This is a genomic window from Candidatus Avelusimicrobium sp. (assembly GCF_050873505.1).
GTDB lineage: Bacteria > Elusimicrobiota > Elusimicrobia > Elusimicrobiales > Elusimicrobiaceae > Avelusimicrobium.
In genome coordinates this window covers 1-24,624 of record NZ_JBNMIY010000003.1, presented here as the reverse complement: position 1 = coordinate 24,624, position 24,624 = coordinate 1, and the positions used below count along the sequence as shown (strand labels likewise).

Sequence of the window (24,624 nt, the reverse complement as noted above, 5' to 3'; positions counted from 1 at the left end):
CATATTAAAGCACCTTCTTTACTTTTGCGCAGTCGTCTTCCAGCGCGCCAAATTCCCGGCGCAGGGCGGCGGCACGGTCTAAGTCGCTGACGGGTTCGTCGCGGCGGATATGCGCCGAGTGGTTGGCGTTGGTCAATTTGACCGAATCCGTATTCACGGCGGAAAGTTCCTTCACCCATTTAAACAGGGCTTCTAATTGTTCTTGATAAATGGCGGCTTCTTGTTCGCTTACTTGCATTTTGGCAAGTTTGGCGGCCAAGGCTACATCTTTTTTAGTTATTTCCATAAAATATAGGGCTCCCTTTAAAAATATATTTTATATAATAATTTAGCCGTTTGGCTAGGCATTATGCCCGGTTGGCGGCAAGGGGGAAATTTATGGAAAACCAAACGCAGGAAAATAAACCTGTTTGCACGCCGGATAAACGCAACGCGGATGACTGCAAATGCAATTTAAATGGCGCAAACTGCATTAACAGCCATTTTACGCTTTCGGTCATTGCGGTTATTATTTCGTGCTTTACGGGCTTTTTTACGATTCCGCTGGCGATTGCCGGGATGATTTTATCCTTACGCGCGCAGGATTTGGCCCGCACGAATCTGCCGGACGAAGCCCGGCGCGTGGCTTGGTGGGCAGGACTGTTTGGGTGGCTGACGGTAGGGATTGCCGTCGTGCCGCTACTCTTAGTGCTGTTTTTCGGCGGGACATTGCTTGCCTTGCTGACAGCCATTTTGGCTTCTGCCTAATTTATGCTATACGCCCCGGGCCTGCCCGGGGCTTTTTGTATCCAACGCAAACAAATTTTTAACAAAAAAACGAAACAACCCCTTTAAAAAGAACGATAAAAAAGCAACGACACAATCGGTAGATCCTGAAACAAGTTCAGGATGACCTCCTAATTTTATAACAACCTTGTTTTATTGTGTTGTTGTGCCGTCCCCGGGGAATTTGCGACCCTCAGGGTTCGGGGATCTGTCTTTGCGTAAGGGAACAACCACGGCAAAAACAGATTCCCGACTACGACACTCGGGAATGACAATAATAACAACGAGATCCCGTATAAAAACACTACGGGATGACGACACACTACGCGCCGCGCCTTGCAGACGGCAGATTGTCCGAGCCCCTTTGATTAATAGAGCCACACTCTTTTTGTAATGCCACCAACCAATAAAACTCCAACAATAAAAACTACATCGTTTAGTCGTCATCCCCGAGGGTTTTAGTCGGGGATCTGTCGTTATTGTTGCCGTTATACTGAACTGGCGGCCCGCAGGGTTTTCAGAATCTACTGCTTGGGTAGTTGGTGGTTGTCGTCATCCTGGAAAGTCGTAATCCAGGATCTGTCGTTATAAAAAAGAGGAAAACAACAGATACTGGAACGCTCCGCGCCGGCAAACCTTCCAGAATGACCATGTTAGATAATAACACAATAATACCAGCCCACACGCACGGGACCAAAACACCTACTATAAAACGCAAAGGCCGCTAGGGGAATACACCCTGGCGGCCTTGTTCTATCCAAATTACGAAATTACAACAGTTCCAGCGGGGCAAATTTCAGCATAAACGTACGCCGTACACCATTGCCAAACAGTACCGTAATTTTGGCACTGTCGCCCGACCCGGCCACTTGGACAATTTTTCCTTGCCCGAAGACGCCGTGCTTCACAAGTCCGCCAATCGCCACACCGTCCGCATTTTTGGGGGCCGGCTCAGCCGGTTTAGCAGGGGCCGCCTGTTGGCTGGCCACCGGGAACGGATACGCGCGCCCCTTGGGAAACTGCCGCGGCTCCGCCGACGGGGTAGGCATCGGGCGGGAGTAGAGCGAACCCAAACTAGGCGTAGAATTGTAGGAAGACGATTCGTAATCCAAATCGTTATCCTCAATTTCGTAGCCGTCCTCGTCGTAGCGTTTTTGGAAGCGGCTCTTGCTGGCGTAGCCTTCAAAATTTTGGTAGCGGTTATTGCCGCCGAAATTATTGCGGCCGCGGGAATATCCCCCGCCGTAATTGCCGCCCGAATACGAACCGCCCGCACCCGCACCGTACAAGCCGTACTTGGAGTGATAATCCGTATAGCGGGGTTGGGTGCTTTCGCGCACTTCGCTTTCGTCCAAAAGTCCGCTTTCAAACAAAAAGCGCGAGGGCAAGTTGTCCTGCCGCTGACCGAATTTGCGGCGCGATTGTGCATACGTCAAAAAGAGTTTTTCGCGCGCGCGCGTCATTGCCACATAGCACAGGCGGCGTTCTTCTTCCAGTTCGTCCTCATTATCCTTGCAAATGGGGAACAGGTTTTCTTCCAGCCCGGTTACAAACACATTGTTAAATTCCAACCCCTTGGCCAAGTGCACCGTCATCAGCGTTACGGCTCCGCCCTCGCCCGCGTTGGAATCGTCCTCGCCGGACAAGAGGGAAATTTCCTGCAAAAAGTCCGACACCGACGGCTCCTTTTCGCCCTTGCGGCAACGGTCCTCGTATTCCTTTACAGCGTTGATAAGCGCGTCCAAGTTCTGCAAGCGGGATTCGGCTTCGGGGTCCTTCTCCATTTCGGCCTTGACGGCGTCCATATAGCCCGATTCCACCAAAATTTTGTGAAAGATATCCGCCGGGTCCGTCAGTAACATATCGCCGCGCCAATTTTCAAACAGTTGCACCAAGCGCAAGGCGGCCTTTAAGGCCATTGCGCTGATGCCCGGCACATAGGCCGCATTTTTGAGGGCGTCATACAGCGAAAGGTGGTTCTCCTCCGCGTACGCCATAAAGCGGTCCTGCGCCACTTTGCCCAGCCCGCGGGCAGGCGTATTGATAATGCGCAAGAGGCTTACGTTGTCGGCGGGGTTAATCAAAATGCGCGCGTAGCACATAATGTCTTTAATTTCTTTACGGTCATAGAAGCGGACCGTACCCACCAAGCGGTACGGAATTTGGTAGCGGCGGAAGGAGTCTTCAAAACTGCGGCTCTGGGCGTTTGTACGGTAGAAGACGGCTATTTCCTTTAAACTCGCCCCTTCGTCCACCAACGCCTTGATGTTTTGGCTGACCCAGCGGGCTTCGTCGCCCTCGGTTAAAAGTTCGCGCACTTCAATCGGGTCGCCCTGGGATTTATCGGTAAAGAGGTTCTTTTCCTTACGCTTTTTATTCTTGGTAATCAAACGGTTGGAGGCTTCCAAAATAACCTTGGTAGAGCGGTAATTCTGCTCCAAAGTAATGGTTTTTACGTCTTTAAAGTCTTTTTCAAATTCCAAAATGTTGCGGATGTTGGCACCACGCCAAGAGTAAATGCTCTGGTCCGGGTCCCCCACCACGCACAGTTTGCGGCGTTTGGCGGCCAGCATTTTGGTAATTAAATACTGGGTATGGTTGGTGTCCTGGTATTCGTCCACCAAAATATATTCAAAAAATTCCTGATAGTAATTGCGGATATCCTCGTGGTCGCGCAGTAAAACCACCGTTTTGACCAAGAGGTCGCCAAAGTCCAGCGCGCCCGCTTCTTTGAGTTTCTGCTCGTAGCGGCGATAGACCTCGGCCGCGCGGATTTTAAAATCCAGCCCGCTGGCTGTTGCGCTTTGCATCATCGTTTCGGGCGAGACCATATCGTCCTTGGCGCGGGAAATCAAACTGACAATTTGGCTGATTTCTTTTTTGGGGTCTTTAATGCCCATTTGCTCCAAAATCAGGCTGACTACTTTCTTTTGATCGGAATCGTCGTAAATGGCAAAATCGCGCGACAAGCCAAGCGCCTGCGCGTTTTGGCGCAAAATACGCACGCCAAAGGAGTGGAAGGTATGAATCCAAACCTTTTTCCCCGCCCCGGGCACCAACGCTTCCACACGCTCGCGCATTTCCTGCGCGGCCTTGTTGGTAAACGTTACCGCCAAAATGCGGGCCGGGTGATAACCGTCCGCAATCAACTTGGCAATTTTGGTGGTTAAGGTTTTGGTTTTACCCGTTCCGGCCCCGGCCACAATCAGGCACGGGCCGGCGTCGTAATTGACGGCATCCAACTGCTGGGGGTTTAGGGATTTTAACGATTCTTCCAAAGTCATAAAGGTCCTTCTAAATTATTTCAACTTCATTTGCACGAAGGTTTCAATGTGCTCGCTGTGCGGGAAAAAGTCAAAGGCTTCCACGTGCAGAATTTCGTAATGCTGGGTAAGAATTTTTAAATCGTTTGCCAGCGTAACCGGGTTGCAGGAAATGTAGAGTACATTTTCCACGCCCGACTCGGCCACCGCCTTGGCGGCCTTGGGGTGCATCCCGCCGCGGGGCGGGTCCAAAATGATAAGCGCGTCCTTGCGTTCAATGGGTTGCTCTTTTACAAAATCTTCCACCTTGGAGCAGAAGAACTGCACATTGGAAACGCCGTTAATTTTGGCATTTTCAATCCCGTTATATACGGCAGGGGCCACACTTTCCACGCAAATACTTTTTTCGCACAAGTCCGCACACGACAGCGAAAAACTGCCCGCGCCGCCATACAAGTCGTAAATGCGTTTGGGGGCAATTTTTTTGACGACCGCACGCACACGGGAGTACATTTTTTGCGCGGTTTTGGTATTGGTTTGAAAGAACGACTGGGGCGAAAGTTTAAACACCACTTCGCGCTCCTTTTGGCCCTTTTCATTGGTTAAAAAAATGCGCTCTAAAATAAAATCTTTCCCTTTCAGCACGCGCAGGGATTCGGGCGCGGCCGTATCGGCCAGGCCGTTATTGACAGCGGCCATAATGTTGGCGTTGGGAAGCACGGACTCCACGGCCTGCACAAAGGTTTTTTCGTTAAAATCGTCCGTTACAAACAATACAACAATTTCTTCCCCGGTGTTTTTGCCCTCGCGCACCATTAAATGGCGCAGAACGCCCGTATGTTTGCGCTGGTCATAATATTCCAAATTTTCGGCCTTGGCCCACGCACGGATAGCGTCCAAAAGGGCTATCAGTTTATCGTTAAACAAACAGCACTCTTCAATATCCACCGCACGGTCCCAGCGGCCCCTTAATTTAAAACCGAGCGCGCTTTCAAATTCCAGCGGGCGGGTTTTGTTGGCGGGAGCCTTTTTATCGTAATCGTCGCGCCATTTAACCTGGTGGCAAAAACCGAGTTCCACCTTGTTGCGGAAATTAATGGGTTCGTCCGTTACCGTTACCGGGATTTCCCCTTGCCAAAAATCCTTTAAGGTTTCTTGCAGTTTGGACTGTTTTTTGGCCACTTGCTCCGCATAGGGCAAGTTCAAAAGGGCGCATCCGCCGCATTTACCGAAATGTTTGCACGAAATATTAGGCATTGATTTTAAACAGGCAGACGTCGCCGTCCTTTACAATATAGTCTTTGCCTTCGGAACGGATTAAACCGTGTTCGCGCAGGGCTTTTTCGCTGCCGAACTTGGCTAAATCGTCAAAGGTGTAAACGTCGGCGCGGATGAAGCCTTTTTCAAAATCGCTGTGAATTTTGCCCGCCGCTTGCGGCGCCGTGCAACCCACGGGGATAAGCCAACTGCGCACTTCCACTTCGCTGCCCGCCGTAAAATAGGTGCACAGGTTCAAGAGTTTCATCCCCTCGCGCACGATTTTTTCAAGGCCGGTGTAATCGTTGCCCGTTTCAGCCAAAAAGGCGTGTTTTTCTTCTTCGCTAAATTCGGCAATATCGGCTTCAAACTTTACGGACAGTTCCACAAAGCCCGCGCCGTTTTCCTTGGCGTATTTGGCTACTTTTTCGGCGTTTTCCACGTTGCGTTTTTCCGAATTGTTGCCCACATACAGCACAGGTTTGGCGGTTAAAAATTGGTAATCTTTCAGTTCTTCCGGCTCCAAGTGCAAGGAACTGACGGGTTTGCCGTTTTCCAGTGCGGCCTTGATTTCCTTCATCCGCTCCCAAGCAGCTACGGCGTCTTTCTTGCCGCTCTTGGCGTTGGAGCCCAAGCGGTCGCAAACCTTGGTGGCCGTTTCCAAATCGGCAAGCATCAGTTCGGTATTGATCACCTCAATATCGCGCAAGGGGTCCACGGAGTTCATCACGTGCGTTACGTTTTCGTCTTCAAACAAGCGCACCACGTGGATAATGGCGTCCACTTCGCGGATGTTGGCTAAAAATTTGTTTCCCAGCCCTTCGCCTTGGCTCGCGCCCTTTACGATACCGGCAATATCTACAAATTTAATAAAAGCGGCGGTTTTCTTGGGCGGTTTGAACATTTCAAACAACTTGTCTAACCGTTTATCCGGGATAGGCACAATGCCCACGTTGGGTTCAATGGTGCAGAACGGATAGTTGCTCGCTTCCGCACCCGCGCAGGTAAGCGCGTTAAAAAGGGTAGATTTGCCTACGTTAGGCAGACCGACGATACCGATTTCCATAGTAAAGACTCCTTAAATGTAATAAAACGGATGATTATTTATATTTTAGCATTTTAGGCTAGGCCTAGGGACGGCATAAAAAACCCCGCCGGATGCGGGGTTAAAAGGAGAAAACGTCCCGTACGAGATTCGAACTCGTGATCTCCGCCTTGAGAGGGCGGCGTCCTGGACCGCTAGACGAACGGGACCTGTAAGATAATTTTATCATATTTTGCCCCGGTGCGTAAGCACCCCCGCAAGTTCCGCTTTTTTTATATAATAATTTCATCTTACCTTTATAGGGGGCTGTTATGGAATTAGCCGTATGGCAGACAACTTTACTGTCGCTGCTTATTGCCGTTGTTCTCTTCTTGCCGCTTACCGTACACAAGGTGGAAGAAAACCTGGAAGCGTTTTTGTTCCTGTGCGGGATTGTAGCGGTTTCCGTTTCCAAAATGTGGAGCGGGCACTTGGTTTTGACTGCGCTGGAAGACCCAATCAAAATTACACTGGCCGTTTTAATTGCGGGACTGCTCTTCCGCAAATTTAACGTACATTTGCAAAAACTCACGCACAAGGCCGTTAAAACGATCGGCCTGCGCTGGACGCTGTTTTTAATCGTCTTTTTACTTGGCCTCACGTCCAGCATTATTACCGCTATCATCGCGGCGCTTATCTTGGCGGAAGTTACCGTAATGCTTCCCTTGGAACGCAAGGGCCGCACACGCCTGGTGGTATTTTCGTGCTTTGCCATCGGTATGGGCGCGGTGCTTACCTCTATTGGGGAACCGTTGGGTACCGTGGTGCTTTCCAAATTAAAAGGCGCGCCGCACTTTGCGGACTTTTGGTTCCTATTGGAACACTTGGGCTGGTACGTCTTTGGCGGTGTTGTATTAATGGCCGGTATGGCCAGTTCTATCCGTGCCGAAGTCATCCAAAAGGCTCCGGGCCCCAAAGCCGCCGAAAATAGCGAGGGCGACGGCCACACCATTAAAAGTATTGTCGTCCGCGCGGCCAAAGTATATTTGTTCGTAATGGCCTTGGTGTTTTTGGGCGACGGTTTAAAACCGCTTGCGATGCAGACCATTTCGCACTTATCCGCCAACTGGCTCTACTGGATTAACGCGCTTTCCGCCGTATTGGATAACGCCACCTTGGCCGCCATTGAGGTAACGCCGGACATCAGCACCCGCACGCTTACGTTCCTGCTGATGAGTTTGATTATCTCGGGCGGGATGTTAATCCCGGGCAATATTCCCAACATTATCTGCGCGTCCAAGTTGGGCATTAAGAGCAAAGAGTGGGCCAAACACGCCGTAGCCTTGGGCGCGGCCTTGATGATTGCCTGCTTTATCATCTTAAATGTAGTGCTGTAAAAACAACTAGTTTTACCAAGGCCGCCAATCCGCTGGGAAAGGCGGCCTTTTTGTACCTTAATTTTATATAATTTCTGTATATTGAAATAACAAGGGGAGAACGTAATGAAAATCCATTCTTTTAACGTACAGCCCAACCTGCCCGAAAACATTAAGTTTTTGGAAGAGTTGGCCAATGATATGTGGTTTACCTGGAATTGGCGCGCTATCTTGCTTTTTGTGCAAGTAGATCCCAAACTGTGGATTACCGCCAAACGCAACCCGAAATGGTTTTTGGGCTGCGTACCGCAGAAACGCTTTGAAGAATTAAGCAAAGACCAAGCGTTTTTAGACAATTTAAATGCCGTCAAAACCTCTTACTACAACTATAAAAACAATCCGCACACCTGGTACAAAGAACACCGCCACGAAAACGGAAACCTTTTAACCGCCTATTTCTCTATGGAATACGGTATTGGCGAGGGCTTGCCGATTTACTCCGGCGGCCTGGGTATGCTCGCGGGCGACCATATGAAATCCGCCAGCGACCTCGGTATGCCGATTATCGGCGTAGGCTTGTTCTACAAACAAGGTTATGTACAGCAGGTCTTAAACCGTGAAGGCTGGCAGAACGAAGAATACCCGGATAACGACTGGGCCCATATGCCGGTGGAACGCGTAACCAAGGATGGAAAAGACGTTACCGTAGATATCCAACTGGGCAACGAAAACATTAAAGCCTGCATTTGGCGCGTACCTGTGGGCCGCACCTCGCTTTATTTGTTGGATACCAACTTGCAGGAAAACACCCCCGCCCAGCGCGCCATTACCGAAAAACTCTACGGCGGCGACCGCGAAAACCGCATCCGCCAAGAAGTTGTCCTCGGTATCGGCGGCGTAAAAGCCTTGGATGCTATGGGCATTAAACCGACCGTTTACCACATTAACGAAGGACACAGCGCGTTCTTGCTCTTCCAACGCATTATTGATATTATGCGCGAAAAGCATTTGACCTTTGCCCAAGCGCGCGAAATTGTGTGGGCGTCCTCCGTCTTCACCACGCACACCCCGGTTATCGCGGGTAACGAACACTTTGACCCCGCCCTCGTGCGCAAATATATGGACTTTTACGCCAGAGAAATGGGCATCTCTTGGGATGAATTTTTGGCCTTGGGTAAAGAAACGCCCGACTCCTCTACCTATTGTATGACGGTAGTCGCCCTGCGTTTGGCCGCCTTCTGCAACGGCGTAGCCAAACTGCACGGCAAGGTAAGCCGCGAAATGTGGCGCAACCTCTGGCCCGAACTGCCCATCAGCGAAGTGCCGATAACCAGCATTACCAACGGTATCCACAGCGCTTCTTGGATTTCGCACGAACTCAACGAACTGTACCGCAAGTACCTGTTCGGCAACAACCAAACCGGCGAAGTGGATCCGTCCGATACGCAAGCCTGGGAAAATGTAACAAACATCCCCGACGGCGAATTGTGGGACGTGCACACCGCGCGCAAAAATAAACTGATTGATATGGTCCGCGGCCGCCTTAAACGCCAACTCACCCGCCAGGGCTTTGACGTAATGGCTGTTAAAAAGGCTTCCAGCGTACTGCGCCCCGATGTGCTGACGATTGGTTTCGCCCGACGCTTTGCCACTTACAAACGCGCGACCTTGCTGTTTAAAGATTTGAACCGCTTGGATAAAATTATCAACAATCCGCAGCGCCCCGTGCAATTCGTATTCGCGGGTAAAGCGCACCCGGCGGATACGGCTGGTAAAGAATTTATCAAATTGATTGTCGGCCTTACGCAAAACGACCCGCGCTTTAAAGGCAAAATCGTATTCGTGGAAGACTACAATATGAACGTCGCCCGCTATATGGTACAGGGGGTGGACGTGTGGCTCAACAACCCGATCCGCCCGATGGAAGCCAGCGGCACCAGCGGTATGAAGGCCGCCTTAAACGGCGCACTTGCCCTGTCTATTTTAGACGGCTGGTGGGACGAGGTTGGACCGTGTGATTTCGGCTGGTCCATTGGTGGCCCGGAAACGTACAAATCCGACGAAGAACGCGACACCGTGGAATCTGAATCGCTCTACAACTTAATTGAGCAGGATATTGCCCCCGCTTACTACGCCAAAGAAGTCGGCTCCGCCTATTCTCTGCCGTGGGTTTCGTTAATGAAGGAATCGGTCAAGCATATTGCCCCGTTCTTTAATACGAACCGTATGGTAAAGGAATATTACGAACGCTTCTATGTGCCCGCCAACAACTACGGACTGATTTTAAACGAACCCGGCAAAGCCGAAGCCGTAGCCGCGTGGCGCAAAAAAATTGCGGATAACTGGTACCGCGTAGGCGTAACCGATGTTACCCCGCAACCCGAAAACGCTATTTTAATGGGTGATAAAGTGAACTTTAAAGCCCGTGTAGTGTTGGGCGGCTTGGCGCCGGAAGACATCCAGGTAGAACTCTACTTGGGCCAGCGCGGAACGCTTGGCGATATCGTCAAAGAAGACGCTATTGATATGACCTGCACCGGAAAAGACGGCGACGCTTACACGTACGAAGTGTCTATGTCTCCGCTTAACAGCGGCCGCCAGGACTATGCCTTGCGCGTACTGCCTGCCAATGCAAATATCCCCAGCGTACTAACGCCGCTCTTTATCCGCTGGGAAGATTAAGGAAACCCTTACAAAAACGGCCGGATTCTTCCGGCCGTTTTTTATAGTGTTCGTTTAATTAATCTGTCATTGCCGGCGTGGACCGGCAATGACACAATAAAAATTATGTTAAACATTGTACTTGTAAACCCCGAAATTCCTTTTAATACCGGCAACATTGGCCGCTCGTGCGTAGCCACCAATACGCGTCTGCACCTGGTAGGGAAACTCGGCTTTAAAATCGCTTCCAAGGAAATCCGCCGCTCGGGCCTGGACTATTGGCCGAACTTGGATTACCGCCGCTACGAAACGTGGGAAAATTTTTTGGAAGCCGAAAAACCCGCGGAAGAAAAAATGTTTTTTCTTTCCACCAAGGGCAAAAAATCCTATTGGGATGCCTCTTTTCCGCCCGATGCCTTTCTTATTTTCGGCGCGGAATCGTGCGGGCTGCCCAAGGAGTTCTACGAACGCTACAAGGACCGTTTGTTTACTATCCCGATGACGGGCCCCGTGCGTTCGCTTAACTTGTCGTCCTCTGCGGCTATCGTGCTTTTTGAAGCCTTGCGCCAAAACCGTTTGAACTAGACATAAAAAAACCCGCCAGCAGGCGGGCTTTTTTATGCTTTTTACCAATTACAAAGATAAGAAATATCTGCCGGAAGCGTTTTTATCCATACCGATATTTTGGCAGGTTTCCGCATCGCCCGTACACTCAATGCTTACCAGTTCGCCGTTTTGGTTGGTGGCCGTAAGCGTATAACTGCCCGTGCGTGTGGTGGTAATAGTTACCGTATCGCCGGAAAGCGTCATTTTGGGCGTAGTAAAATTAACACTCTTAGTCATATCTACCCCGGTTACATAGTTGCTGCCATTAACCAACCCGTCCAACGAATACGAATTGCCGTTCATTACATATTTGGCATTTACGGCATCGCTAATAGCGCGCACATTGTTTATGCCTTCCATAGAGCGCCCACGCTCCATAGACGCGCGGTACTTGGGCAGGCTGACCGTTACCAAAATACCCACAATCACCATTACAATCAATAGTTCAATAAGCGTAAAACCTTTCTTCATAAAATTCCCCTTTAACAAAGATAGTTTATTATATAAATTTGCTCCGGCTTTTAATAGTATATATTTTATAAAATACTTAAAGCACTATGAACGCGAAAAAATTATTTTGGATTCTCTTTTTGCTCAACCTGTTTAATTATATAGACAGGCAGGTGCTTTATTCCGTTTTTCCCCTCTTGCAGGCGGAACTGCATTTAGACGATGTGCATTTGGGGGCCTTGGCTTCTGCCTTTATGCTGGTGTATATGTGCTATGCCCCGTTTGTGGGCTATTTTGCGGACCGGACCCCGCGCCAAAAATGGATTGGCGCCAGCGCCCTTATTTGGAGTGCGGCTACCTTGGCCTGTTCCGCCGCCAAGGGCTATATTTCCCTGCTTTTTACGCGCGGGATGATAGGCGTAGGGGAAGCAGGCTTTACGACGCTAGCCCAGCCGTTTTTGGCTGAGCATTTCCCCAAAGCAAAACGCGCCACCGCCTTGGCCTGCTTTGGCCTTGCACTTCCGGCCGGGAGTGCACTTGGCTACCTGTTAGGCGGGCTTATCGGCCAGCATTGGGGGTGGAGAGCCGCCTTTATGCTGGCGGGCGTGCCGGGCGTATTTTTGGGGCTTTTGGCACTTACCCAATTACAGGACAACCGCCGCTTATCCCAAAAGCCTGCCGAAATTCCGCATTTTAAAGACTATTTGGCCTTACTTAAAAACAAGCCCTTTTTGTTTATTTGTTTGGCGCACGCAATGATTACATTTATTATCGGCGGCTTGTCTGCCTGGATGCCCACTTATTTGCACCGTTATTTGCAAATGGACGTGGCGAAAGCGGGCGTGATTTTTGGCGCGCTGGTAGTAGTTTGCGGGGCGGCGGGGACCTATTTAGGCGGGAAAAGTGCCGACAAATTATTGAACTTTTCGCCCAAGGCCTACTTTTGGGTAATCGGCCTGGCGTTAGCGGGGGTACTGACTCCGGCATGGATTGGCATACAAACCCAATCCGCCGCTTGGGCGCTGGTTTGCTTTGGGCTGAGTATTATTTGCTTATTTCTGCCCACAGGCCCGGTGGCGGCGGCCTTGGTATCGGCCACGCGAGCCCCGGTGCGCTCTATGGCGTTTGCCGTGAATATTTTTATTATTCACGCGCTGGGCGACGCGTTATCCCCGGTGCTTATCGGGCAAGCGTCCGACGAGTGGGGGCTAAAAGCCGCGGTGCTGCTATGCTGTTTGGCCGCCGTGCCCGGGATTTTATTTACTTGGTTTGCGGCCTCGTACGAACGACGGGAAACTAACCCTTTTTAACCATAGGAAAATTTGAAAATTCCCCTTATACTATCAGTAGATGTAAGGGGAACCAAAGCAGCAGGGGGATAAGGTTGCTGTGGTTGGCGCCGCAGCCGCCCGGTTGATGCACCAAACCAAAGAATACTTATGTATTAGGCCATTAAGGGAAGACATTGCGTCTTCCCTTTTTAGTTAAAAACAATAGCGTTTATATGTGTCATTTCCAAAGCAATTTGCCCCGTAAGACGCACAAAGATTATTGGCTTTTGCAGACGTTGCCAACGCCGCGCAGTAGGTGCTATCGCCCCGGTCGCCGCGGTTTGAAAAACTTTGCACAATCACATAAGGATATTCGCTTGATTGGCGGGCAAATTCCACTTTGTTATCACCCGCCAGCATAAGCGTCATATTAAACCCGTCCGGCGGGGTAGCAGAAATATCTAAATCTTCCATATTGTTTGTATAGGAACCATTAGCCATATAATACACTTCTTCGGCTTCTTTAATGCTCTTTGCCAAAGGAATCACATTGGCCGCGCGGCTCTTTTCCACCGCTTTAGTGTATTGCGGCAGGGCTACCGCCGCCAAAATGCCGATAATGAGGACGACGACAAGGAGTTCTATAAGGGTAAAACCTGCCATTGTGATTCTATGGCTGGGTGCTGTTAAGCCGTCATCCCGGAAGGCTGTTATCCGGGATCTGGCGTTTATAAAATTAAGCGTCATACTGGAAGGTTTTTGTCCAGTATCTGTCGTTTTCCACTTTATTAATAACAACGGATCCTGGACTACGACTTTCCAGGATGACGACAAAGGCAACAACCTATTCATAAATCCTTTCATTTCTTCTCCTTGTTAAGGCCTTTATATTTGAGCAAAACGGCCTTTTATACGCATTTTTATACGGCGGATACATCCGGGTACACCCACCGCAATTTATCAAAATTTTAACAAAAAAAAAAAACGAAACAACCCCTTTACAGAGAACGACGGAAAAGCAACGACAGATCCCCGACAGAAACTCTCGGGGATGACAAAGAGGAAAGGTCGTCATTCCCGAAAGTTGTAGTCGGGAATCTGTTTTTGCCGTTGTTGTCCCCCCTTACGAAACGACGAGATCCCGGATAAAAACCTTCCGGGATGACGACAAAAAGGCCGTTATAAAAACTGGGGGTCATTCTGAACTGGCGGCCCGCAGGGTTTTCAGTATCTACATCTTGGGTAGTTGTCGTTAAGGTCCAACGACAACAAACAACAACCCAATCGGTAGATCCTGAACTAAATTCAGGATGACCTTTAAATAACAACAAATCTCCACGCCCGGCGGGAAAAATTATAAATAGAAAAGGGGCCAAACGTAATGTTTGGCCCCTCTCCTTAAAAACGCTAACTCTTCTAGTTAGTTTACCGCATCAAAACCGGCCTGCAAGGCCTTTTTGTTCAGTTCCAGCATTTCCGGCTTGGCGCGCTTATAAACCTTCTTCATTGCGTGCGCCACGCTTTCCAGCGTAACCGCGCCCGTCAGTTTGATAAAAGCGCCCAACGCCACGAGGTTAGCAATGCGGTCCATCCCCAACTCTTCGGCAATTTTATTGCACGGCACGCACACCACTTTGATATCCGTGCGGGTGGGGCGGGAATTAATCAGCGAACTGTTGATAATCATCAGCCCGCCTTTTTTGAGCAAGGGCTCAAATTTAGGCAAGGACGGCTCGTTCATTACGATAACCGTATCCGGCGCGGACACAATCGGCGTGTAAACCTCTCCGTCCGACACTACCACGGAGCAGTTAGCCGTACCGCCGCGCATTTCCGGCCCGTAGGACGGAAGCCAACTGGCGTTCTTTTTGTTCTCCACGCCCGCCTGCGCGAGCAAAATTCCGGCGGAAATAACACCCTGTCCGCCAAATCCGGCGATTCTGATACCTTGATACATTATTTCGCCCCCTCGTCTTTAAATACGCCCAACGGGTATTGCGGCATCATTTTGGTACGCACAAATTCCAACGCCTGCGGCACGCTGGCGTGCCAGTTGGTCGGGCATTGGGAAAGCACTTCCACCATAGAGAATCCCACCCCGTTTACTTGGTTTTCAAACGCTTTCTTAATCGCTTGTTTAGCCTTCATTACGTTCTGCGGGCAGTCCACCGCCACGCGGGCCAAGTATTTGGAGCCCGTAATCTGCGCGAGCATTTCGCACATATTAATCGGCCAGCCCTGCAATTTGGGGTCGCGGCCTTTGGGGGCGGTAGTAGCCACTTGGCCGACCAAGGTGGTCGGGGCCATTTGGCCGCCCGTCATACCGTAAATGGCGTTATTGATAAAAATGACGGTAATGTTTTCGCTGCGTACGGCGGCGTGTACAATTTCGGCCATACCGATAGAAGCCAGGTCGCCGTCGCCCTGATAGGAAAACACAATCGCCTGCGGTTTGGAGCGTTTTACGCCCGTGGCAATCGCCGGGCCGCGTCCGTGCGCGCCCTGCACCATATCGCAAGCAAAGTAGGAATCCGCAAACACGGCACAGCCCACCGGGGCTACGCCGATTACACGGTCTGCAATGTTGAGTTCGTCAAACACTTCACCCATTAAGCGGTGCACGATGCCGTGGCCGCAACCGGGACAATAGTGCATCGGCAAGTCAGTTAAACTGGCGGGTTTTTTGGCTAAAATGGTCATAAATCTATTTGCCTCCTTTCAGGTCGCCCTGCATACCCAGGGTGGTATCACGCTGGCAGTTGTAGGTAAACCCGGCGGCGTGTTCCTGCAAATCAAACAAGCCGTCTTTCTTGCCCGTAAGCGCGGAGCGCACGGCGGTCAAAATAGTGGAACCGTCCGGCTGGCCGCCCGCGGGATAAGCGTTTAAATAAACGGGCGTTTTGCCGTTTACGGCCAGTTTTACGTCCTGCACCAACTGGCCTAAACTCTGTTCCACGCACACCACGGCCTTGGCCTTAGAGGCCAGTTCCGCCAAGCGTTTGGACGGGAACGGCCACAACGTAATCGGGCGGAAGAGACCCACTTTCAAGCCTTCTTCTTTGGCCTTGTTGACGGCTTCCAAGCACGCGCGGGAGGACAAACCGTACGCCACCAACAGCACATCGCAGTCTTCGGCGTCGCGTTCTTCCCAGCGGGCTTCGGTCTGTTCAATTAAGCCGTAGCGTTTAGCGCGTTCCACTACATCGGCAATCAAATTATCGCCCTTGTAGGAAAAGACGTTGTTTTTCTTTTTGCCGTTTTTGTTGATATCCACGGCCCAGTCAAACTTGCCCAGTTTATTGGGGTCAATGGGGTCAAAATTAAAGGCCATACTTTCCATCATCTGGCCCAAAATACCGTCGGCCAAAATCATACAGGGCATACGGTATTTTTCGGCAAGTTCAAAACCCAGTTTCGGGAAGTTGCCCAACTCTTCTACGGAGTTCGGGGCCAAAACAATAATATGGTAATCCCCGTTACCGCCGCCGCGGGTGGCCTGGAAATAATCCCCCTGCGCACCTGCAATACTGCCCAAGCCCGGGCCGCCGCGCATTACGTTTACGATAAGGCAAGGCAAATCCGCGCTGGCCAAATAGGTAATACCTTCCTGCTTCAAACTTACGCCCGGAGAGGAAGAAGACGTCATACTGCGGGTGCCGGTGGAAGCGGCACCGTACACCATATTGATAGCGGCCACTTCGCTTTCGGCCTGAACAAACGAACCGCCGGCGTCGGCCATATTGGCGGACATAAATTCCGGCACTTCGTTTTGAGGGGTAATCGGGTAACCGGCAAAGAAGCGGCAGCCCGCGCGGATAGCGCCTTCGGCCAAGGCTTCGTTGCCTTTTCTTAATGTTTTTTCGGTCATAGGTAAAAAATCCTCAAATCGTTATTCTTTAATTACCGTAATGGCAATATCGGGGCACATCATATAGCACATTTTGCAGCCGATGCAGTCCTGCGGACGCTCCATAACGGCAGGGAAATACCCTTTTTTGCTAATGGTTTTGGCTTTGCCCAAGCATTTCTTCGGGCAAGCGCTGACGCACAAATAACAGGCTTTGCATCTGTTGGCGTCCACTTCAATTCTTGGCATAATTCTCCTGTGGGTCCGGGGGTAGAACCGGAAAAACCCATATATAAAGTATATGACTTTTACCAGCGTAAACGCAATAATAAACGTCCCTAATTTTGCTACAATAATTTAACGGCAAAAAAACGAATTTGTTTGCAAAAGTTGCCTAAATGCCGCCAAAAAGCGGTTGGATTTGTAGCACAAAAAGATATTTTCTCGTCGGAGCGTGCAAAAAGATTGCCGAAGCGGCTTAAATTTTGTATTATATTTAGGTAATGCCGAGGTAGCTCAGTGGTAGAGCACCGGTCTGAAAAACCGGGTGTCGACAGTTCGATCCTGTCCCTCGGCATTTTCCTTTTGTTAAAAACCCCGCCAAAAGCGGGGTTTTTTATTATAAGAGTTCCGAATTCTAATTGTCATTCCCGAGTGCCGTAGTCGGGAATCTGTTGTTTGATATTGGCGTTCCCTTACGGCACGACAGATCCCCGACTAAAACCCTCGGGGATGACAACTGAATAAGACAACTATCATTAATAACACGCACACTCATCATTTTCTGGAATATTTAACAATTTGGCATAGTCAAAACTAGCAGGCTTATCAGCAAAATGTTCAGAATGATTTTGCGACAGGACCAATGTGCCATTGCAACCGCCTTGATTGGGGGTGGCTTCATAGTAACACAAACAAACCTTCTCTTTCTTATAGGCGGCAGTGGGCCCGCAATATCCATTCCAAGGGTCAAAGGCATAGAACTCAAAATTTTCAGTTTCTGTTGGTACGGAAATATCCAATTCATCCCAATCTGGATTATAGACATCTCCTCCGGACAACATATACACATCCTTGGCTTGTTTTATGGCTTTTAAATTGATAATTGCTTCGGTAAAGCGAACCTTGGTTACAGCCTTTTCATACTGTGGCAGGGCCACCGCCGCCAAAATACCGATAATTAGCACTACTACCAACAATTCTATTAACGTGAAGCCTGTTTGCTTGTTCATCTGAACGCTCCTTTTTACCAGGCTCCGCACATAAAAAACGGCTGATTGCACGGAGCCGCAAAGAGGTAGCCCCACACAACAGCCGTGGTTTGCCGCCCAAAGGACGGCAAACACTCGGCCCAAAAGCAAAAGGGTAATTAGTCCTTTTATTTTTGGGCCTAAAACGACTGTTTTTGGCCTCTTTGCGTACCGCCTGAGCGGTTACACACCATATCTGCTATGGTTCCAAAAACAGATTAAATTTTTACTGCTTAAAACTTTCCTCCTAGCGCAACTGAATCAGCGCAAAGTGCAGGTATTCCGTTTCCGGCATACCGATAAGCACCGGGTGGTCCTTGGCTTGTCCGCGCAGTTCCACCAGCACCGCCTTGCGGCCCGATTTGCTCACGCCTTGGCGGATAATATCCACAAACAGTTCGCGCGAAATGTGGTGCGAACAGGTGGAAAACGCCAAGTAGCCGCCCGTTTTAATGCCCTCTAAGGCCATTTTAACGAGTTTTACATAAAGCCCCACGGCCTGCGGAAGCGCCTTGCGGCTTTTGACAAAGGCGGGCGGGTCCAACAGCACCATATCGGGCTGGTCGGGCAATTCGCCTTTCTTCATCGCCGAGAGCAAGCGTTCGGCATCGTCGCGGTGGAAGACCACGCGGTCGGACACGCCGTTTAACTCCGCGTTATTTTTGGCAAATTCTACCGCCGCGGCGGAAGAATCGCACCCCCACACTTGGTTGGCCCCGGCCAAGGCGGCCGTAATGCCAAAGGACCCAATGTAGGAATATAAATCCAAGACCAGTTTATCTTTAAAATACGGTTTTAAAAATTCGCGGTTTTCGCGCTGGTCAAAATAAAAACCCGTCTTTTGTCCGCCGCGGATAGGCACAATATACTTCACGCCGTTTTCTTCAATTTCCACGGTTTCCGGCACTTCGCCGATGATTTCGGGCGTATTAGTCAGCCCTTCCAACGCGCGGAAGGCGCTGTCGTTCTTGTAATAAATGCCTTTGGGCTTAAAAATCTTTTGTACGGCTTTGGTAATTTCGGGCTTCAATTTTTCCATACCCGCCGTCAATACGTCCATTACCAACACGTCGCCGTAGCGGTCAATCACCAGGCCCGGCATATTGTCGGCCTCGCCATAGCACATACGGCCATATTTGCGCACGCCGATTTCCTTGCGGTACGCATAGGCGTTGTCTAAATTTTCAAATACAAAATCTTCCGGCAGTTCCCCCTCGCCCTTCATCAGCAGGCGCACGGCAATTAAACTATGCGGGTTAAAACAGCCAATCCCCACCTGTTTGCCCTCGTGGCTGATGACGCGCACCAAGGAGCCCGGTTCAATAGATGTATCCAAGCCGTCAATTTCGTTGGAAAACACCCACCAATGGCCCGCGAGGAGCCGTCTTTCTTCTTTTGCTTTTAATTTAATTTCAGTCATATTAGTTTTTGGAAACCTCTTCCACCGGCGTAACCGGCAATTTGGCCGCGCACAGCGGGCATTCCTTAGCCGTAAAGGTTTGCATCGGGTAAGACAAAAGAGAGCGAAGCGGCACGGACAAGGGCAAATACCCCATAGAGCGGTCCACAATCACGCCCACGCCGATTACGTTTCCACCCAGTTTGCCCACCAAGTCAATGGCCTTATTGATTTTGCGGCCGGAAACGGCCACATCGTCCACGATGAGCACGTTTTCGCCCTCTTTTACGGTAAAGTTATGCTTTAAAATCATTTCGCCGTTATCGTCGCGCGAGGCGAAAATAGCACGCACGCCGCGGGCGCGGGCCACTTCCTGCGCCAAGACGGAATCTGACGGCGTAAGCGCCATAATGACGTCGGCGTGTTTGGTAAATTTATCCGACAGCGCCCCCGCAATCTTTTGCGCCAAATTGGGGTGCTGCATTAACAGCGAGGTTTGAATATACGTCTGGCTGTGGAACCCCGACGGCATTACGAAATGTCCTTCTAAAATGGCGCCGTGTTCTTGCAACAGGCACAGTACGTCCATATTATTTCTTGGCATTAAAATCTCCTTGGATAAATTTAGTTGCGGCACTAAAATCTGTCGGCACGCCCTTTTCCTGGGCGGCGCGTATGGTGTTGCCCGTTTTTTTGGCGCGCAGCATTTCCAGTTTGGGCTTTAACATTGACGACGACACCCGAAACGCCAGTGCCGGGTTGCCCGATTCGTCCGTCAAGTTTTCAGCCAATGCCCCGGAACGCGAGGTATTGGTAAACATCGTCCATATTATGATATCAAAATTTTCGTCCACCCAGTTAGTCCACCCGCTGACCGCGGCCGAAAGCGTGGGCCCCACCGTATAGGCATTGTTAATCGTCATCGGCCCTTTGTTAAACTCCACCGAAGCGGCCATATCGGTAAACGGCACGTCTTTAAGCACTTGGCCCACCTTAAAACTTCCTGCGCGCTCCATACGGTGCATAATTAAAAACGGCTGGAACGTAATATTAAGCGCTTGCTGTTCCTCGGCCCATTTTTCCATTTGGTGGATGACGCCGCCCTCCAACCGCGCGTGTAAGGGGCCGGTCAGTTGCTTCATCCCGGCCTTAAAGCCCGTAAAATCAAACTCCGCGCTAAAACGGTTGCCGGACAAAACTTGCGTGGAAAAAGTATCCGCCGTCAGCGTGCCCGCAAAGTTAGGCATAAAGCCGGGCAGGCGGTCGCGGAAGTTGCGCAGCCACGCCAGTTGCCCGTCCACCGGGGCCTTAAATTTGCCGCCGTTTTTGGTAAGCGGGCTAATCACGGTTACAAAGTCGCGCACCGTTTCTATAAACGCCATCGGGTCTAAGTGTTTCCAATAAATAGAGGTACGGATTTTGCGGCGGGCGCTTTTCAAATTTTTAACAGACAAATTCATTTTAAACGGCACGCCGTTTAACTCGCACGAAGCGATATTGGCGTACAGATTGCCCTTGCGCCAACTGGCGCTTAAATTCACTTTATCAAATACCGAGCGGGCCACCGTTACCTTACCCGCCGTTGTGGCGGCGTACAAATCGGCAAAGTCTTTTTTAGCCTGGAACTCGCCGGTAACATCATCGGCCTTAAAGCCGTAGAGCAAGGCCGAAGCGTCCTTTACCTGTGCGGTAACGAGCGGGAGCGCGTACTTGCCGTCCGTATGCGTCAGGCGGCCCGATAAGGAACCTTGGCCCGTTAGTTTATATTTGGCGATAAACGGATAATATTTTTCTTTTCCGGCTAAATTAAAGAAATTGGTGGACGCCTGCAAATCGGCCGCAAAGGGGGCTTTTTCAAAATCCACCGTGCCGGAAGCGGTCAGTTTTACGTCCGCCGCGTTAGCCGTCAGTTGGGTTAATTTTAACAGGCGGTAATCGTTTGTCAGCACGCCCTTAGCCGTAAGGGTGGATTTTGGAAGGGAAAAACGGCCCTTTTCAGCGTGGAAGAGGGATAAATCCTTATCTTCAAACGCGGGAATAGAGGCTTTTATATTAAAATAGGGCGTTCTTAAATTATCCAAATCCAGCAGAATATCCACAGGCTTTTGGAACAAATACACTTGTGTACGCAAACTGCGCAGGGCAAAATTCTTCCACTCAAAATCCGCAAAATTGACGTGCCCCGTGCCCTTAATTTCCATATCGGAAATGTTATCCCCCCACTTATTGCGCAGCACCATTTCCGCCGAAAAGCGCGAAAGTTCGTTAAAGCGAAGCCGCTCAAAATGCAAGTTGAGCCCATACACCGCGTGGGAAAGCCCGGCCGCCAAATCCTTGTAACTTACCACACCGTTTTTGACCGTCCAGTCCTCTACGCTTACCGTAAACTTTTTGCCCGTCAGTTCGCTGGTATAGACGGAGCGTTCCTCCGGCACGCGGATTTGCGGCATATTATATGTGCCGTCCGCTTTGCGCACCACGTTAAAGCGCGGCGCGTTCAAGGACACTTCGTCAATAATTAACTGTTGGTTTAAAAGCGGGAGCAAATTAAAGCGCAGGGTTACCGAGTCCGCCGACACAAGCGCACGCCCCGGTTGTCCGTCCGTATCCAGCACGGCAAAGCCCTTTAATTCAAGCGTATTAATAAACTTTAAATCAAGTGAGGAAATGACGACCGGACGGTCCAGGCGGCGTTGCAATTCGTCCGTGATAATTTCGCTGATGTGCTGGGCGTTAAAGGTTTTTAAAAAAAGCAGCCACAGCCCGGCGCAGATAAGCATCAAAAACATAGCGGTAAACAGCACCGTGCGCAAACTTAAAATGCAGCACGATTTAAAAAACCGCCACAGCCAATGGAAAAATCCTTTCTTTTTTGTAGTTTTTTTATGCTTACCCATATTATTTGCCGGAGTTTACAGCCTTCTCTATTATATAGTTTACTATAATTCGCCAGACATTGACGGTTCCGGCCAAGATATTTTTCCCGGCCTCCGTAAGCAGTACCGCTTCCGGGAACATTGCCTTTAACACCACCGCCAACACCACCAAGTTTGCCAGCGTAATCATCACGCCGGAAAACACTTTTCCGCCCGCTATTTTTAAATCGGGCTGGTCGGCCTCAAACAAGGTTTTAAAGGTTTGCACAAAGTGAAACGCGGTTAAAAAGCCGATAACAAACAAAAACACTTGGCGGTAGGGCGTTAAATCTACAAACAAATCCGTTATGGCATAAATAAGGGCCGCCGCAATCACATACAGCGGCACAAAATACGGAGCCAGCACCACAAAGGCGTTGCAGTTGTCCATTTTTACATATCCACTGTCCTGCCCGACGGATACGTCCTTAATGCGGTACCCGCACACAAGCGCGGCGAGGGCGTGGGTCATTTCGTGCCCAAAGACATACGGGCGGGAAAAATTGTAATACCCGTAATGAATCCCGCAATAAATCAAAATCCCCAAAATAAAACTGACCGCCGCGCCGATATGGCCCAGCACGGAGCAGAAAATTTTGCCTGTTTCCACGAGCGTAAAAAACGCGGTGGGGAGCAAAACAAGCGCAAATAAAAATTTTACCGGGCGCCAAAGCATTAAAATTTCTCCGTCCAGGCAGGTGTTTTATACTGGGCGTTAGCCAAGCGGCGCGCCGCGGAAATTAAGGCGGCGGAGGCCCCGCACGGGCGCAAATCCGTCCCTAAAAAGGCACGCACCGCGCCGATGACGGCATTTTTGTATAAGGGATTGGTGCGTCCGTCCGTCACTTGCAGGGAACCTTGGTACAGCACCGTTTGCCCAAAGCGGCGGATGGCTCCGCCCAAAATTTTATGACCGTCCGCGGCCAGCAAATCGTTTTCCACCGGGTTTATAAAGCAGGCGTTTGCCGTATGGTTCACGCTGGGAGCATAGGCGGAAGCGGGCAAGGCCTTATCAAACGGCAAACTGCTTACCCCGCGCGCCGCGAGTTCCGCTAAAATAAAATGGTGAAACTTTTTATAAATTTCGCTAGGGCGGTCGGCGGACGTAAACACCAAGGAAAAGGTTAAATCGTCCCCGTGAAACACCACACCGCCCCCCGTAGGCCGCCGGGCATACGGGCCCAAAAAGGAACGCTCCGTGAGCGTTTTTTGCACCTCACGCACGAATTGGGAATAACCAAACGTAACGGCGGGACCGTCCGTCCAGCGGTAAAAGCGCAGGGTGATTTCCTCCGGGCGGGTGCGCACAAGGCTCTCGTCTAACGCCATTTGTTCATACACGTTTAACGCCGGGGCGGACAAAAGTAAATTCATATGATATATTTTACCAGTTCCAAGGCTCCCTTTGGTGCACGGAAACATATTAAAAAAAACCTCCGCATAATGCGGAGGCTTTCTATTCAAAAACTACTTATTCGGCTACGCAGGTTAAAATCTGCCCCGTGCCGCCCAAAAGAGGCTCGTAAACATATTGGTACATATAGGTTGTTTTCCACTCATCCTTTCCAGACAGATCACAATATTGGGTCAAATCCAAAACCGCCATACAGGCCGCCTCACCTTTGTTTAAACCACAAGGGCACATACACATTCTTTGGTCCATTTTTTTACCACATCCGTCTATTTTTGCAGCTTCTTTTACACATTGAAACGAGCAAGTATTTTTAGAAGAATCACACTTATTTTCACAAATTTGGTCATTTGTGTAGCCTGCCGGGCACGCGGTGCTTCCATATTGGTGGGTATAGGTCGTCTTATATATACTAATTTGTCCCTGCCACACATCCCGGGGCTTACCCCATTGGCACATATCGCAATTATGATATTTTAAATCGTATTCCTGCTGTATATCATCGGCATATATATACACATCCGTTCCCACATTATTTGCACGATGTCCGCCACAAGTATCTGACCCATATTTCATACCACAAATCTTGGCCGCTTGTACATCTTTAATTACGGCCTTAAATTTATAAGAATCCGGCGTAACCGCTGTTTTGCTTTTGAGTAAAAACGAGGTGTAAGTTTTGCCGTTTGTCTTTTTGTTCCCGGACGAATCGTAATCGCTTGCGTATTGGTTATCCCACCACAGTTCTTCCCCAAGGTTCGCAGCGTTCTGCGCGCTTTTGTTTATTTTAGCGGTGCCGGAAATTTCCATATTGTCCGTCTTTCCGCCCATTACCGCGATGTCGTTTCCATAAATAGCGTTAGTTACTTGGCTTTTGTGGTAATTCGTATCCTTAAAGGTTACGTTGTTCGCCATTATACGCCCTGCCGTTACTGTACCGCCGTTTTCAACCGTTAATTTTTCACTCAAACGGTATTCGGGCGTATTCGTACTGCCTAACGCGGTTCCGTTTTGGATGTTGACTTGTTTTAAGTAAGCATTGGCACCTTTGATTACAATATTCCCCACATTGGAGCGGGTATTACAAAAGTTAAGTATCGGCGCACTGGTTACGTGCGTGGAGTCTGCC

The 24,624-nt window shown here is 50.0% G+C and carries 23 protein-coding genes and 2 tRNA genes; 6 read left to right on the top strand and 19 right to left on the bottom strand.

Translation table 11 applies throughout. The features are described 5' to 3' along the window. Positions 1–4: 4 nt before the first annotated feature. Complete coding sequence (gene gatC / locus ACR0QV_RS02095) at positions 5–286, bottom strand: Asp-tRNA(Asn)/Glu-tRNA(Gln) amidotransferase subunit GatC (protein WP_432634339.1); 282 nt, start codon at positions 284–286, stop codon at positions 5–7. A 92-nt stretch (positions 287–378) separates the two neighbouring features. Between gatC and ACR0QV_RS02090 the strand changes: the two genes are divergently transcribed. Next, positions 379–747 carry a hypothetical protein gene (locus ACR0QV_RS02090; protein WP_177748435.1) on the top strand — a complete coding sequence of 123 codons (369 nt, stop codon included), beginning with the start codon at positions 379–381 and terminating at the stop codon, positions 745–747. Between the two features lie 788 nt (positions 748–1,535). Here the strand turns inward: ACR0QV_RS02090 and ACR0QV_RS02085 are convergent. The 4 genes from ACR0QV_RS02085 to ACR0QV_RS02070 form a co-directional block, all read right to left on the bottom strand. Continuing rightward, positions 1,536–4,049 carry an ATP-dependent helicase gene (locus tag ACR0QV_RS02085; protein ID WP_432634338.1) on the bottom strand — a complete coding sequence of 838 codons (2,514 nt, stop codon included), beginning with the start codon at positions 4,047–4,049 and terminating at the stop codon, positions 1,536–1,538. A 15-nt stretch (positions 4,050–4,064) separates the two neighbouring features. Beyond that, positions 4,065–5,285 (bottom strand): 23S rRNA (uracil(1939)-C(5))-methyltransferase RlmD, encoded by a 1,221-nt coding sequence (gene rlmD / locus ACR0QV_RS02080; RefSeq protein ID WP_432634337.1) that lies wholly within the window; start codon positions 5,283–5,285, stop codon positions 4,065–4,067. Beyond that, positions 5,278–6,351, bottom strand: coding sequence for a redox-regulated ATPase YchF (gene ychF / locus ACR0QV_RS02075; protein WP_428052972.1), 1,074 nt, complete (start codon positions 6,349–6,351; stop codon positions 5,278–5,280). Before ychF ends, rlmD begins: the two co-directional genes overlap by 8 nt. Positions 6,352–6,465: 114 nt before the next feature. Beyond that, positions 6,466–6,539 (bottom strand) — tRNA-Glu (locus tag ACR0QV_RS02070). Positions 6,540–6,641: 102 nt separating this feature from the next. On the opposite strand from ACR0QV_RS02070, the gene ACR0QV_RS02065 reads away from it, so the two are divergent. The 3 genes from ACR0QV_RS02065 to ACR0QV_RS02055 all read left to right on the top strand — a co-directional run bounded on the left by ACR0QV_RS02065 (position 6,642) and on the right by ACR0QV_RS02055 (position 10,931). Further along, a complete protein-coding gene (locus tag ACR0QV_RS02065; RefSeq protein WP_432634336.1) occupies positions 6,642–7,706 on the top strand; it encodes a DUF1646 family protein in 1,065 nt (354 codons plus the stop codon). A 105-nt stretch (positions 7,707–7,811) separates the two neighbouring features. Continuing rightward, entirely contained in the window at positions 7,812–10,367 is a 2,556-nt protein-coding gene (gene glgP / locus ACR0QV_RS02060; RefSeq protein WP_432634335.1) for an alpha-glucan family phosphorylase, read from the top strand. Between the two features lie 105 nt (positions 10,368–10,472). Then, the gene (locus tag ACR0QV_RS02055; RefSeq protein ID WP_432634334.1) at positions 10,473–10,931 is read left to right on the top strand and encodes a tRNA (cytidine(34)-2'-O)-methyltransferase; all 459 of its coding nucleotides are present in this window, start codon (positions 10,473–10,475) and stop codon (positions 10,929–10,931) included. Positions 10,932–10,979: 48 nt separating this feature from the next. On the opposite strand, the gene ACR0QV_RS02050 is transcribed toward ACR0QV_RS02055, so the two are convergent. Then, entirely contained in the window at positions 10,980–11,423 is a 444-nt protein-coding gene (locus ACR0QV_RS02050) for a type IV pilin protein (RefSeq protein ID WP_432634333.1), read from the bottom strand. A gap of 86 nt (positions 11,424–11,509) precedes the next feature. On the opposite strand from ACR0QV_RS02050, the gene ACR0QV_RS02045 reads away from it, so the two are divergent. Next, positions 11,510–12,712, top strand: a complete 1,203-nt coding sequence (locus tag ACR0QV_RS02045; protein WP_432634332.1) for a spinster family MFS transporter — start codon at positions 11,510–11,512, stop codon at positions 12,710–12,712. A gap of 174 nt (positions 12,713–12,886) precedes the next feature. On the opposite strand, the gene ACR0QV_RS02040 is transcribed toward ACR0QV_RS02045, so the two are convergent. From ACR0QV_RS02040 to ACR0QV_RS02015, 6 genes are all read right to left on the bottom strand, one after another. Next, entirely contained in the window at positions 12,887–13,537 is a 651-nt protein-coding gene (locus tag ACR0QV_RS02040; protein WP_432634331.1) for a type IV pilin protein, read from the bottom strand. Between the two features lie 134 nt (positions 13,538–13,671). After that, positions 13,672–14,001, bottom strand: a complete 330-nt coding sequence (locus ACR0QV_RS02035) for a hypothetical protein (RefSeq protein WP_432634330.1) — start codon at positions 13,999–14,001, stop codon at positions 13,672–13,674. A gap of 92 nt (positions 14,002–14,093) precedes the next feature. Further along, a complete protein-coding gene (locus ACR0QV_RS02030) occupies positions 14,094–14,630 on the bottom strand; it encodes a 2-oxoacid:acceptor oxidoreductase family protein (RefSeq protein ID WP_428052961.1) in 537 nt (178 codons plus the stop codon). Next, on the bottom strand, positions 14,630–15,373 hold the full coding sequence (locus ACR0QV_RS02025) for a thiamine pyrophosphate-dependent enzyme (RefSeq protein ID WP_432634329.1): 744 nt from the start codon (positions 15,371–15,373) through the stop codon (positions 14,630–14,632). The genes ACR0QV_RS02030 and ACR0QV_RS02025 overlap by 1 nt, the downstream gene beginning before the upstream one ends. A 4-nt stretch (positions 15,374–15,377) precedes the next feature. Further along, a complete protein-coding gene (gene vorB, locus ACR0QV_RS02020; RefSeq protein ID WP_432634328.1) occupies positions 15,378–16,541 on the bottom strand; it encodes a 3-methyl-2-oxobutanoate dehydrogenase subunit VorB in 1,164 nt (387 codons plus the stop codon). 21 nt (positions 16,542–16,562) lie between these two features. Then, positions 16,563–16,769, bottom strand: a complete 207-nt coding sequence (locus ACR0QV_RS02015; RefSeq protein ID WP_428052955.1) for a 4Fe-4S dicluster domain-containing protein — start codon at positions 16,767–16,769, stop codon at positions 16,563–16,565. 256 nt (positions 16,770–17,025) lie between these two features. On the opposite strand from ACR0QV_RS02015, the gene ACR0QV_RS02010 reads away from it, so the two are divergent. Beyond that, positions 17,026–17,097, top strand: a tRNA-Phe gene (locus ACR0QV_RS02010). Between the two features lie 181 nt (positions 17,098–17,278). On the opposite strand, the gene ACR0QV_RS02005 is transcribed toward ACR0QV_RS02010, so the two are convergent. From ACR0QV_RS02005 to ACR0QV_RS01975, 7 genes are all read right to left on the bottom strand, one after another. Then, positions 17,279–17,752, bottom strand: a complete 474-nt coding sequence (locus ACR0QV_RS02005; protein WP_432634327.1) for a type IV pilin protein — start codon at positions 17,750–17,752, stop codon at positions 17,279–17,281. 265 nt (positions 17,753–18,017) lie between these two features. Beyond that, positions 18,018–19,190, bottom strand: coding sequence for a class I SAM-dependent rRNA methyltransferase (locus tag ACR0QV_RS02000; RefSeq protein ID WP_428061162.1), 1,173 nt, complete (start codon positions 19,188–19,190; stop codon positions 18,018–18,020). Position 19,191: 1 nt separating this feature from the next. Further along, complete coding sequence (locus ACR0QV_RS01995; RefSeq protein WP_428052949.1) at positions 19,192–19,773, bottom strand: phosphoribosyltransferase family protein; 582 nt, start codon at positions 19,771–19,773, stop codon at positions 19,192–19,194. Continuing rightward, positions 19,760–22,066: an AsmA family protein gene (locus ACR0QV_RS01990; RefSeq protein ID WP_432634326.1), complete on the bottom strand. Its 2,307-nt coding sequence runs from the start codon at positions 22,064–22,066 to the stop codon at positions 19,760–19,762. Before ACR0QV_RS01990 ends, ACR0QV_RS01995 begins: the two co-directional genes overlap by 14 nt. A gap of 1 nt (position 22,067) precedes the next feature. Next, a complete protein-coding gene (locus tag ACR0QV_RS01985; RefSeq protein WP_432634325.1) occupies positions 22,068–22,760 on the bottom strand; it encodes a M50 family metallopeptidase in 693 nt (230 codons plus the stop codon). Further along, the gene (locus ACR0QV_RS01980; RefSeq protein ID WP_432634324.1) at positions 22,760–23,458 is read right to left on the bottom strand and encodes a lipoyl protein ligase domain-containing protein; all 699 of its coding nucleotides are present in this window, start codon (positions 23,456–23,458) and stop codon (positions 22,760–22,762) included. The genes ACR0QV_RS01985 and ACR0QV_RS01980 overlap by 1 nt, the downstream gene beginning before the upstream one ends. A 97-nt stretch (positions 23,459–23,555) precedes the next feature. Then, positions 23,556–24,624, bottom strand: a 1,069-nt coding sequence (locus ACR0QV_RS01975; RefSeq protein ID WP_432634323.1) for a hypothetical protein, incomplete at its 5' end; no start/stop codon positions are given.